Origin of the sequence: Photorhabdus sp. HUG-39, assembly GCF_963878365.1 — a bacterium.
Taxonomy (GTDB): Bacteria; Pseudomonadota; Gammaproteobacteria; order Enterobacterales; family Enterobacteriaceae; genus Photorhabdus; species Photorhabdus kayaii.
In genome coordinates this window covers 50,300-62,293 of record NZ_CAWNWY010000001.1, presented here as the reverse complement: position 1 = coordinate 62,293, position 11,994 = coordinate 50,300, and the positions used below count along the sequence as shown (strand labels likewise).

The window sequence follows — 11,994 nt, the reverse complement described above, 5'->3', positions numbered from 1 at the left end:
TTCTTGTTGTCCGATTTCCTGTTTATTTCCATATGGGAATAATCTTACTGTATATTATTTTAATGTTGATATCAGTGCTGATAATAATTTTTCAGTAGGTTAATGTTTTGCACTTACCCTAAATAAATTTCGGTATTTTCTTATTTTTGCTAGCAGTGTGATGAATGTGAAGTAATTTTGATCGTGGAATATTAGCGGTAATCCACTTATGGCATTATACTGTAAAAAAGAGATAATAAACAAGGTTGGGGCTATTGAGCCAGGAAAATCCATTAAAAGATGAGGCACAATGATGACTAATATTTATGTAAACAAATATGCTCCAAATGGTATCGTGATGAAATTCCCATTAGCACCCGATAGAAAGATAGAGAAATGGAATGCGGAGAATTTGAATTTTCGCATTTGTACTCCAGGATTTATATGGTTAGATGGCCAGAATATTTCAGAATTTCGCAACTTATTTTGTTATCCAAATATTTCAAATCTTTATCTTGCATTCACGTTTAAAGCACAGTTTTTCACTCCCCGAAATTTTACGGCAGAAATGTCCAGGGAGCAGCCAACTCAAGATTGGTTTTTCAATAATGGGGAATATGTTGAGAACGGTTTTGATAATTTTGGTATATATTCCGATGATACAGGAGCTGGAGAGTACAGCATAAATTTAATTGAACCCTGTTGTTATATTATAAAAGAGGGTGAATTGAGTTATAGTGGTAAAGATTCTATATTTCCAAATCTATCTTTTTTTGTAAAAAATAAAGTGAGTTCAAATTTTTTAGCCAATTTAATTTCTACAGATTTTCAAGTCATTATTAATTAGTGAATGGCTTAGTTGTATATACCCAATGGATTTCAAGATACATCGCGGCGGCAAGGGAGCGAATCCCCGGGAGCATAGATAACGATGTGACCGGGATGAGTGAGTGCAGCCAACAAAGAGGCAACTTGAAAGATAACGGGTATAAATGATACCAAGAGGGTTGGTAAGTGTTTTATATACCGTCAAGTACACCACCTTGATTAGAACCCTCTTTTAGGTCACTTGGTTTGCGTTAACGTACCTAAAAGAGGATTAATCTTATAAACAGGTTTCCCTAACTACCTGATTCTCCCTTTCTTTTTCCAGCATAATTAATAACTCAAGCATATTGATAATTTCTTGAGATGCCATGTGAGCGTTCTTATATGATAAGGCAAGATTAGGGGATTTTTTCATGAATGCTTTAACATTTAATTTTCTATCCAGATTGCTGTTCAGCGATTCAATCAATTTCGTTAAGCAATCTCGTGCGCGAAATAAATTTTGCTCCAGATAGGGTAAATATTCCTGATAAGTACATAGTAATTTTTCCAGTTTTTTCGCTTTCAGATTACCCCCTGCGTGTGGGCCAGGTTTTATGCTAGCCATAGCATGAAATGTATCTTTGCCTTTATTATAAATACCACGAGGATCTAATCCCGCCGCCGCAGTTAAAGCCACAATAGGTATTGGACCATATTTCAACATGGAACTGAAAGTACCCGCCGTCCAGTTATTGACACCTTCTGTTATAGCACTGGTAACCACATCAGGTGTATTTGCCAGTGCGGTATCAAGCACAAAATCCCGCGTATATTCTTTGTTTATATAGGTACGGTATAGTTCATATAGCCTAGGGTAACCACTCAATTTTCCCTGTAATTTCCCCTGTACCTCTTGCTCAATGTTTTTAATCGTATTGCCGGTACAGGTCGGATACAATTGAGTATGAACACCGGTTCTTGACGTAATAGGTTTTGCCAATTCTCCACCAATACTTCCCGCTGCCGCACTGGCGAGAAAAGAGATAGCGGGGCCACCTGATGCCGTAGCAGCACCTGCCAATCCTGCACATATTGAAGCAGGCACTGAACGTATCATCGTATCTTTAATCTCCACCAGTGCATTCCGACCTATTTTATTTAGCAGTTTTTGTGGTTGGCTAAGGCGATATAACTGCTTTTGCAGCGCATAGGCATTCGCTTCTGCCATCACCATAGATTGATTTAGCATATCAAATTCATATGCCAATTTTATTTCCTCTTTAGTGAAACCTTCAAATATGGAATTTCCCATAATTAACTCTTCCTTATATATGAGTATTAATGTTTGTTTTTTTGTTGAATAATGTTGCCACGATTTTTAATATCGCGGCAAAAAAACACATTAATTTTTGACAAATCAGAAAGTGAAGGACATTACCTGGCGGATAAAAAATTCTGGTCTTCTATTATTTTGCCTCTGGAAGTTTGGCGAGTTTAAACCCTAAAAGTAGAGCCAAAGAGAGAAGAATAGCAATAAATAAAACAACACCATGCCAACCTAATTGGAGCCAAAATATACCGCCCAAAGTACCAGCCACACTTGAACCAAAGTAATAACAAAACAGATAAAGGGAAGACGCTTGTGCTTTGGCCCGGCGAGCACGACGTCCGACCCAACTGCTGGCAACAGCATGTGCAGCAAAGAAACCGAAAGTGAGGACTATCATCCCAATGATAATCATCACCGCAGATGATAATAAGGTAATAAGCGTACCGATTAGCATCATAGTTATCATCGCAATTAGCACTTTTCCGAGTCCATATTGATGGGTTAATGTGCCGACTTTGGATGCGCCGCATGTTCCTGCCAGATAAACAATAGACAACATACCGACAATTGACTGATTGAAATAATAGGGCGAATCCAATAAACGATAACTTATATAATTAAATAGGGTAACAAAGCCGCCCATGAGTAAAAAGGCTTCAGAAAACAGTAATGGCAATCCTTTATCACGAAAATGTAATTTCAGATTGATTAATAAAGAGTTAGGTTTGAGAGAACTTGGCCTAAAATGGCGCGATTCAGGTAACATACGCCAAAACATCATTGCCGCAATTAATGCTAATAAACCTAATACGATGACAGAAACCCGCCATGAGAAATAATCGGTGATAACACCTGATATTAATCGCCCGCTCATGCCACCAATAGCATTACCACTAACATAAAGTCCCATTGATAAAGCAACAAAGTTAGGATGGATTTCCTCACTAAGATAAGTCATTGCAACGGCGGCTACGCCACTGAGAGACAAACCAACCAGAGCGCGTACAACCAGAATTCCATGCCAACTGGTGATAAATGCACTGAGTAAAGTGAAAAATGCGGCGGCAAATAGCGCTGTTACCATCACATTTTTACGGCCAATAGCATCAGACAGAGGACCGGTGATTAATAAGCCCAATGCCAGCATTCCCGTTGAAAGGGATAAAGATAAACTACTGGTGGCAGGAGAAACATCGAAATCATCCGACAGCATGGGTAAGATTGGTTGAACGAAATAGAGTAGGGCAAATGCAGCTAACCCTACGGTAAAGAGTGACAACGTCACTCTAATATATAGAGGATCATCTTTCTGAATATGACTTTTCTTATTTTGAACATTTTGGACAAGATGATTACCGGGAGTCAAATTTTCACCGATATTACTACTATTATTACTAGAGCTGGTATTACTAGGACTGGTATTACTACTAGGGCTGGCGCTCACATAATTTCCTTACTTAACTCATTAGCTAGCTTATATTTTGATGAAGATCAAGCATATGAATTGCAAAATATTTTGTCTAATATATTAATCATTAACAATAATATGTATTAGATCTCAAAGGTGATTATGGCTATCGAGTTACGGCATTTACGCTACTTTATTGCAGTGGCAGAGGAATTACATTTTGGTCGTGCGGCAGAACGGCTTAATATTTCACAGCCGCCATTAAGCCAACAGATTCAATCACTTGAAAATAGTATAAATGCGCGGTTGTTAGAACGTAATAACCGGAATGTGAGCTTGACGCCGGCAGGTAACATGTTTCTGAAAGAAGCTTATCTGATCCTGGCTCAGGTTGATGCTGCTGCAACAAAAGCAGCAAGAATGCAAAAAGGGGAATTAGGCGAAATATCTATCGGTTTCACCTCTACGATACCTTTTATGAATAAGGTCACTCTGAGTTTACGGCAATTTCGGGAACGTTACCCGGAAGTCGCTATTCATATGCATCAGATGAATACTAAACAGCAGATTGCGCCATTACTGACGGGACGGATCGACGTTGGTATCATGCGTAATACCCAATTACCCGATAACCTTGAGTATCGGCTATTATTTCGGGAACCTTTTAGGCTTGCTGTTTATGATGGACATCCTTTGTTGGAATATGCTCCACAGGGAATAAAGCTCGAAATGTTGTCGAGCTATCCGATGGTGTTTTTTGAGCGCGAAGTGGGGACTGCTTTGTATGATGAAATCATCACATTACTTGCTCAAGCAGGCGTGACGCCGATGATTTCACAGGAAGCAGGCGAAGCGATGACCATTCTTGGGCTGGTTTCTGCTGGATTAGGTGTCAGTGTTGTGACTGAATCTTTTACTCGAATGAAAGTGGATGGTGTCCAGTATATTCCATTAGCTGATAACCACTCTTATTCTGAGGTCTGGTTGGTAAATCACAAGAACCGGCCAATATCGGCCGCCGCAGACAGGCTGATAAACCTACTTATATCTAATATTTTGAATGGAAAAAATAAGTAGAAATAAGCTAAATTTCGTGCTGAATATCACATATTTATTGAAAGAATCATACTTTTTGCCTAAAACCTCGACATAATCAGCCAACAATTATTTTGAAACGTGAATTAATTATACCCTATGGATTTCAAGATGGATCGCGGCGGCAAGGGAGCGAATCCCCGGGAGCATAGATAACTATGAGACCGGGGTGAGTGAGTGCAGCCAACAAAGAGGCAACTTGAAAGATGACGGGTATAGAGCGTAAAAGGGTAAATAATGGATCGACAACCAGGGCATATTGATCAGATAAAACAGATTAATATTGGTACTGTTTATCGGTTAATTGATCAATATGGTCCAATTTCCCGTATTGAGCTATCCAAAAAAGCTCAACTTGCTCCAGCCAGTATTACTAAGATTGTCCGTGAATTGGTCGATGCACACTTAGTCATGGAAACGGAATTTTTGGATTTAGGATTTAGAGGGCGCCCGGCGACCGGATTGAAGCTTGATTCTGAAAGTTGGCATTTCCTGTGTGTCAGTATTAACTTGGGAAGTTTAATATTGGGACTGCGTGATTTAAGTAGCAAGTTAATTATTGAAGATGTTTTACCATTACCGGCCAACAAGGAAAAATCCTTTTTAGATAGCATTATTGATGAGATTGATGCATTTTTTGGTCGCTATCAATCTCATCTTGAGCGTCTGACGGCAATTAGCATGACGGTAAATGCGATTGTTGATCCGACCCAAGGTTTAATCCACAGTTTCCCTTATTACCAGGTTCAGGAATTGCCAATAGGAGAATATCTGCATCGTCGCACCGGATTACCGGTATTTCTTCAACATGAAATAACTGCCTGGACGATAGCTGAATCACTATATGGCACAGCAAAAAATTGTCAGAATGTTATCCAAATGGTCATTGATGAACATGTTGGTGTTGGCGTGATTATTGCGGGGCAAACATTGCATGCTGGCAACTGTGGTGTCATGGAGGTAGGGCATATTCAGGCTCAGCCTGATGGTGAACGCTGTTATTGTGGGAATGTTGGGTGTCTGGAAACGGTTGTAGGCATCAGCCATATTTTATCCAGAGCAAAACGGCAGTTGGCAATGGTACCCGATTCTTTACTAAACGGTGAACCACTGACCGTTGAGTCATTCTGTCAGGCGGTTAATAACGGTGATACTCTGGCAGTAGATATTATTCGTGATATCGGAGTAAAAATTGGGCATATTATCGCAATGATGGTCAATTTATTTAACCCAGAAAAAATTTTGATGGGTTCTCCTCTTAATGCTTCACAACAAGTTTTGTATCCGGTGATTAGTGAATGTATTCAACAACACGCTTTGCCTGCCTATAGTAAACAGATTGAATTGGTTGCAACAAAATTCAATAATTCAGGTACATTATCCACGGTAGCGTCAGTTAAAAAAGCTTTATATGATGGTTCATTATTGATCAGTTTAATGAAAGGATAATATACTTGATAGAGGTTCTCTGGTTGTAATATTAACTTTATACCCGTTATCTTTCAAGTTGCCTCTTTGTTGGCTGCACTCACTCACCCCGGTCACATAGTTATCTATGCTCCCGGGGATTCGCTCCCTTGCCGTCGCGATGCATCTTGAAATCCATTGGGTATATATAAATTTTTTCACTAAATTGGCGTAGCAATTAAACAAAACATTGAGCTAACGCAATCTCCCTTATAGTCGCATCCTCTAGACTTAAGCGCTCATTAACCGGGTTCTATCTGTCATTATGGAAAACAGAATTTATGTTAACGCGCCTATTTGTTACGGGGACAGATACCAACATAGGTAAGACAATTGTTACCCGTGCATTATTACAAGCTTTTAATCGTGATGGAGCAACGGCAGTAGGGTATAAACCTATAGCCACAGAAGGGTATGAAACAGAAGAAGGTATGCGTAATCGAGATGGTGTGATTCTACAAAAATCTTCTCCCGTTCCACTTAAATATGAAGAAATTAACCCAGTTATCTGGAAAAACAGGTATTGTGAAGGCAATCAGGTTGATTTCGAACAGATGAGAAAAGGATTAAATAATCTTAGTAATAAAGCAGATCGCGTTATTATTGAAGGTAACGGCGGTTGGCGTGTATTACTGGATGATGAAACTTTTTATTTTGATTGGGTGATTCGGGAAAAAATCCCAGTTATTTTAGTTGTTGGTATTCAATCTGGCTGTGTAAATCACTCAATTTTAACCGCGCAGGCAATAATAAATGATGGATTGCAGTTAGTAGGGTGGGTAGCTAACAGAATTAACCCTGGTTTATCGCACTATACGAAAGTGATGGATAGGTTACGCCGTCACATTAATGCGCCACAGTTAGGTGAAATTCCTTATATTTTACGTCCGGAAGAAAAAGATTTATCCTGTTACTTGGAGATTTCCACTATATTAAAACAAGTTAGGGGGGAATAAGTGTGGATTTATCATATTGAACGAATACCATAAAAAATATTGTGATTGTGACTGGCGGTCGATTAACAATAAAACCTCACTTGTAGAAAAGTGAGGTTTATCATCAACAACCTAAAATCTCAATATGATATAATAATCTTGATCTCTATTTACCACAAACACTCGTCATTCTTTTAATAAACTTGGGAATACCATTTATGCCATTATATGCAGATATTTCCATGCATTTTTTGTTAACATCAATGATAAAGAAATCACCTTTAAATAGTGCTCCACTGTCATAGACTTTTGCGTTTCCAAAGATATAGGAGGTGTATTCGTCAAGAAAATGTGAATGCCCAACAAAAGCAGCCATAACATTGTACTGTTCAATCAATGATCTAAATCTCTCTTTTTCAGCATAACTGCTATTATCAATAAAATGGTCATACCCATCGTGAAAGTTTAAAACGACTGCTTTTCCTCTTGTTTGAGCAGATTTGAGATCGCTTTCCAACCAATCAAGGGATTTTGTAATATAAACGGTTGGGCTGATATAGTGCTCCAAATTGACACTATAGGTAGGATAGTTTTGCAATTGAACATAATGAATATCACCGAAATCCCATGAATAAGATAAACTGCCTTTCCATGCTTTATTGTCATAGTCATAGGAGAAATTATTCAATACTTTACTATAACCATTTATTCTCTCTGCCATATCAAATACAGCGGATCTGGCGCAGGCATTACGACTGAAATCAAAGCCTTCGGGGTAAGTACAATCATTAACATTATTTGCATAATCGTGATTTCCCAATCCCATAAATAGCGGGAATTTGATTTTTGATGTATATATCTCCTTAAGGCTTCTTCTGGTGCTAGCGCGTCCAAACTCGGTAAGATCACCATTAATGATGCCAAAAGCAAGATGATTGCGTTCATAAATAGTATTGATACTGTTTGCTACTTTTCTATTTAATTCTTCCCACGGTTTTTTGTCGGCATTAGGATCGCCTTGTTCAGGATATAAACGCCACGGCTGAGGATCTGACATCACGGCAATTTTATAATTGCTGTTGCCATTAAATTTCTGGGCTTCTGTTTGATTTCCTGCGACAGCGCTACATCCTGATATAGCTAATGCTATGAAAAACACCATGATAGAGAAAATTTTCTTAGCGATAAGATCACTCATAACGGTTTCCTATTTTAAAATTTTAATATGATTTTTTGAGCAAATAAGATATTTAACTCAGTATAATTATTCGGTAAATATTTTTGTTTCAAAACGTTATGATATTAGAGTTGATTATTTAGATTGTCAGTTTTAAAAAAGCTAATGGTTCACATAGGAAACTATATTAAAGCTATCATTCAGGTCAGCTTGCTAAGGGCAGCCAACAAAGAGGCAACTTGAAAGATAACGGGTATAACGTGAAAAGGGGCCGAAGGCGTATAGCCTCGACCTCTATTCATCTCATCATTCATCAACGGTAAAATATTGGCGTAATATTTTCTCTGAACTTTGGGTATCTTCCTTCAGAAAGATAATGTGGGTTTATTTGGCGGTCGGATGAGCTTGAGATTGGCTTCCTTGCCGGGTATACACAATCTTTTTGGCATTATTTTCACAATGCCCAACGATTTTACCACCGGCTTGTTCAATGTGGTCATTAGCAACAATTTCCAATGTAAAGCCAGATTCCGGCACACCATTATTGATAATTTTCTGCGCAATTTGCTCTTTCACGCTTTCGCATGAAGCTTGTGCAGCAAGTGCGAATGGGGATAGGGTAAAGATCAATGCGCTAAATAAAAGCGCTTTCTTCATCTTCATTGTCATCACCTTATATTACGGTCTGATGGGCATACCTGTATTGCTGTCTAAACAACGTTCGGTATTGGGTTCCCAATAAGCATTGATATTGGTACTTTTCATACATGCATCACGAGCATCAATCGCTTTATCGAACTTGTCGAACTCTTTCTCAGCACGTTTATTAACTTTAGTGCGAAGATTCTTTGTTTCATCCCATTGTTCTTTACTTTGGCGGGCGGCTTCTTTATCGAGCACAGAATCTCCGCTACCACTCACTGTGACGCAGGTACTTCCGGAAGTACAGGTTGCCGCCAATGCTGGCGTTTGCCATAACAATGGTATTGCCAGAGCGATAGCTGGCATTGCTTTTAATATCAAAGAATTACAAATATTCATCTTTTATCCTCTTGAATCCTCTTGAGTGTAGAGTAAGTGGAGCCAATTTAGATGGCACAATAAGAAACTATCAGATAGATAAATTATAAGATAGCATTAATATGTTCAACAAATTATCAAGAAGAGTGTAATTATTCATTTCTGTGTACACTAAGCCCGGCAAATGACTGGCAAACTGGCATCATTTCTAATGTATTAATGTTGACATGAGCAGGTAAATTAGCGACCCAAAAAACAGCTTCAGTGACATCTTCGGCGGTTAATGCCTGCGTGCCATCGTAGGTTTTATTCACTTTATCATTGTCGCCTTTAAAACGTACTAAAGAAAACTCAGTTCCACTAACTAAACCGGGTTCTATATCAGTGACTCGGATATTTTTTCCTTGCAAATCTGCTCGTAAGCCCAAACTAAACTGTTTGACGAAGGCTTTAGTTGCGCCATAAACATTTCCACCGGAATATGGCCAACTTGCAGCGGTAGAACCGATATTAATAATATGCCCATGATTTCTTTCTACCATTTGAGGCAGTAGAGCATGGGTCATATTGACAAGCCCTTTGACATTGGTATCAATCATTATTTCCCAGTCATCCAGATTAGCCCGATGAGCGGGTTCTAATCCAAGCGCTAAACCGGCATTATTGACTAAAATATCGATTTGACGGAGTGATTCTGGTAATTGTTCTACAACCTGATTGATAGCGGCCCGATCAGTGACATCAAGTTGAACAAAGTAAAAGTTATCACCCAGTTCAGCTTTTAATTTTTCTAACCGTTCTTTACGGCGTCCAGTTGCAATAACTTTAGAACCGTTTTGAATGAATTTTCTGGCAATTGATTCACCAAAACCTGAAGTTGCTCCTGTCACAAAAACGATCATACAAAACCCCTTTTTTACTCGTACTGTTTCTGTCATCAGTATACCCGTTATCTTTCAAGTTGCCTCTTTTTTGGCTGCACTCACTCACCCCGGTCACATAGTTACCTATGCTCCCGGGGATTCGCTCCCTTGCCGTCGCGATCCATCTTGAAATCCATTGGGTATAAATGGGGTTCTGTATTTTTAGTCAAGAGATGATTGAAAAACTCTCAGTGATTCTCTTTTTATTCTTCAAAAATGATTTCTGGCAGAGGAAGTTGATCATTAATAATTGCATCCGCGATGCGGATTATATCTTCGTCCAATGCACGATCAGTGATCAAAGGAGGACTGATTTCGCGTACTGCATGGTAAAATTTAGCGGTTTCAGGCGCAATTTCACTAATATTGCCGCGAAGATGAATGGCCTGACAAACTACCAGAATTGTCATTGAAACAATATTGCGTAATTTCTGCTCCATCTCTAAAACATCTTGAGCAGCATGCAGTCCTAAACTGACAATATCTTGATTGTATTGTTCTGTGGCGAGGGTATGAATACCTGATGCAGAACAATCATGGCGAATTGCAGCAACTAAAGCGGTTTGAGAAAGTTGGACGCCTTTAAAACCTTGATACATGCCGGGTGTCGGACTAAGTGAATTGGGTAATCCACGAGAGAAACGGTTATCCATCATAAGGGCCACAATGGCGTGAAGATGATTGGCAATTAAAGCAATATCCAGTTTTAATGCATCCATTGTTCGGGCGACATATTGCCCCATAAAATTCCCACCGTGTAGAACATCGCCATTTTCTGGATCGATCAATGGATTATCATTAGCTGAAATAACTTCCCGTTCCAATATTTTCCGAGCGGTAGCTAAAGATTCTGGCACTATACCTAATATTTGTGGTGCACAACGAATTGAATACACTTCCTGTAAGGTATCATTTAGTCGGGTAACTTCTTGATGACGACAAGCTTTATTGGCTTGTTCTTTAACCCCGGATAATAAATTAACTTGAGTTGAACCTGCCAATAAATCACGCAATGCACTTGCCACCGCTTTTTGACCAGGATGATTTTTTACTTGTTGAATTCGGGCATCATAATGTTCATGAGATGCAAGTAATGCTTCAACAGCAAGGGCTATCGCAGAGATTGAGGCTTTAAATAGTTTTTCCAGTTTAATGACGGTAATTGCACTGATACCGGACATTACCCGTGTGCCGTTAATCAGAGCAAGACCTTCTTTTGCTTTTAACGATAATGGTGTCAACCCTGCGCGTTTAATTGCTTCAGCAGCGTCAATTTCTGCGCCCATATAATAAACTTTGCCGATACCACATAATGCGCGTGCAATATAAGATAAAGGGATTAAATCACCGCTTGCACCCACTGAACCATAGCGAGGAACCAGAGGAACAATGTCATGGTTAATATGATCAACAATTGTTTGAGCGACAACTGGTCTGGTTGCAGACCAACCTTTGCACACAGAAAGTAACATAGTAAATTGTGACGCTTTAATACAAGGTTTGGACATATAGTCCCCAGTGCCAGCAGAAAGAAAAGTTAACAGATTTTGCTGATGCTCTGAGATCTTCTCAAATGGCACAACTAAATTGGCATTCCCTCCAAATCCTGTATTGATTCCATATATAACCTCTCCTGAATTTAATTTTTCCTCTAATTTTTCACGACCATGCGTCAAAAGCTCAGTGATCTCCGTTGATATTTCTACTTTTTTTTGTTTTATCGCAATGTCATAGATATCTTCCAAAGAGATAAGGCCATTTTTATTAATAATAATGGTTGGCTGAACATCTTTAGCTTTCATTTTAATCTCCATATATAAGAATGGTAATAATATTTTGAAGAAACGAAC

General features: G+C 38.9%; 14 protein-coding genes. 5 read left to right on the top strand and 9 right to left on the bottom strand.

Going from position 1 to position 11,994, the window contains the following annotated elements:
• The first annotated feature begins 292 nt into the window (after positions 1 to 292).
• Both AAC155_RS00290 and AAC155_RS00285 read left to right on the top strand, forming a co-directional pair.
• Positions 293 to 826 carry a hypothetical protein gene (locus AAC155_RS00290; RefSeq protein WP_113040576.1) on the top strand — a complete coding sequence of 178 codons (534 nt, stop codon included), beginning with the start codon at positions 293 to 295 and terminating at the stop codon, positions 824 to 826.
• Positions 826 to 975, top strand: a complete 150-nt coding sequence (locus AAC155_RS00285) for a hypothetical protein (RefSeq protein WP_158536448.1) — start codon at positions 826 to 828, stop codon at positions 973 to 975. Before AAC155_RS00290 ends, AAC155_RS00285 begins: the two co-directional genes overlap by 1 nt.
• Before the next feature lie 109 nt (positions 976 to 1,084).
• On the opposite strand, the gene AAC155_RS00280 is transcribed toward AAC155_RS00285, so the two are convergent.
• Together AAC155_RS00280 and AAC155_RS00275 are read right to left on the bottom strand one after the other, a co-directional pair.
• Positions 1,085 to 2,101 (bottom strand): hypothetical protein, encoded by a 1,017-nt coding sequence (locus tag AAC155_RS00280; RefSeq protein WP_113040575.1) that lies wholly within the window; start codon positions 2,099 to 2,101, stop codon positions 1,085 to 1,087.
• A 154-nt stretch (positions 2,102 to 2,255) separates the two neighbouring features.
• Positions 2,256 to 3,485, bottom strand: a complete 1,230-nt coding sequence (locus tag AAC155_RS00275; RefSeq protein WP_223121351.1) for an MFS transporter — start codon at positions 3,483 to 3,485, stop codon at positions 2,256 to 2,258.
• Positions 3,486 to 3,689: 204 nt separating this feature from the next.
• On the opposite strand from AAC155_RS00275, the gene AAC155_RS00270 reads away from it, so the two are divergent.
• Both AAC155_RS00270 and mlc read left to right on the top strand, forming a co-directional pair.
• Positions 3,690 to 4,604: a LysR family transcriptional regulator gene (locus AAC155_RS00270; RefSeq protein WP_113040574.1), complete on the top strand. Its 915-nt coding sequence runs from the start codon at positions 3,690 to 3,692 to the stop codon at positions 4,602 to 4,604.
• A gap of 255 nt (positions 4,605 to 4,859) precedes the next feature.
• Positions 4,860 to 6,071 (top strand): sugar metabolism global transcriptional regulator Mlc, encoded by a 1,212-nt coding sequence (gene mlc, locus AAC155_RS00265; protein WP_113040573.1) that lies wholly within the window; start codon positions 4,860 to 4,862, stop codon positions 6,069 to 6,071.
• On the opposite strand, the gene AAC155_RS00260 is transcribed toward mlc, so the two are convergent.
• Positions 6,057 to 6,251 carry a hypothetical protein gene (locus AAC155_RS00260; RefSeq protein WP_146748029.1) on the bottom strand — a complete coding sequence of 65 codons (195 nt, stop codon included), beginning with the start codon at positions 6,249 to 6,251 and terminating at the stop codon, positions 6,057 to 6,059. The genes mlc and AAC155_RS00260 overlap by 15 nt on opposite strands.
• A 119-nt stretch (positions 6,252 to 6,370) precedes the next feature.
• On the opposite strand from AAC155_RS00260, the gene bioD reads away from it, so the two are divergent.
• Positions 6,371 to 7,045, top strand: coding sequence for a dethiobiotin synthase (gene bioD, locus AAC155_RS00255; protein ID WP_113040572.1), 675 nt, complete (start codon positions 6,371 to 6,373; stop codon positions 7,043 to 7,045).
• A 145-nt stretch (positions 7,046 to 7,190) separates the two neighbouring features.
• Here the strand turns inward: bioD and AAC155_RS00250 are convergent, their stop codons facing one another.
• The 6 genes from AAC155_RS00250 to stlA all read right to left on the bottom strand — a co-directional run bounded on the left by AAC155_RS00250 (position 7,191) and on the right by stlA (position 11,946).
• The gene (locus AAC155_RS00250) at positions 7,191 to 8,222 is read right to left on the bottom strand and encodes a metallophosphoesterase (RefSeq protein WP_113040571.1); all 1,032 of its coding nucleotides are present in this window, start codon (positions 8,220 to 8,222) and stop codon (positions 7,191 to 7,193) included.
• A 363-nt stretch (positions 8,223 to 8,585) separates the two neighbouring features.
• Entirely contained in the window at positions 8,586 to 8,858 is a 273-nt protein-coding gene (locus AAC155_RS00245; RefSeq protein ID WP_191214686.1) for a DUF1161 domain-containing protein, read from the bottom strand.
• 21 nt (positions 8,859 to 8,879) lie between these two features.
• Complete coding sequence (locus AAC155_RS00240; RefSeq protein ID WP_113040569.1) at positions 8,880 to 9,242, bottom strand: DUF1283 family protein; 363 nt, start codon at positions 9,240 to 9,242, stop codon at positions 8,880 to 8,882.
• Positions 9,243 to 9,373: 131 nt separating this feature from the next.
• Entirely contained in the window at positions 9,374 to 10,123 is a 750-nt protein-coding gene (ydfG, locus tag AAC155_RS00235; protein ID WP_113040568.1) for a bifunctional NADP-dependent 3-hydroxy acid dehydrogenase/3-hydroxypropionate dehydrogenase YdfG, read from the bottom strand.
• On the bottom strand, positions 10,083 to 10,220 hold the full coding sequence (locus AAC155_RS00230; protein ID WP_158536447.1) for a hypothetical protein: 138 nt from the start codon (positions 10,218 to 10,220) through the stop codon (positions 10,083 to 10,085). The genes ydfG and AAC155_RS00230 overlap by 41 nt, the downstream gene beginning before the upstream one ends.
• Positions 10,221 to 10,347: 127 nt before the next feature.
• Entirely contained in the window at positions 10,348 to 11,946 is a 1,599-nt protein-coding gene (gene stlA / locus AAC155_RS00225; protein WP_113040567.1) for a phenylalanine ammonia-lyase StlA, read from the bottom strand.
• Positions 11,947 to 11,994 lie beyond the last annotated feature (48 nt).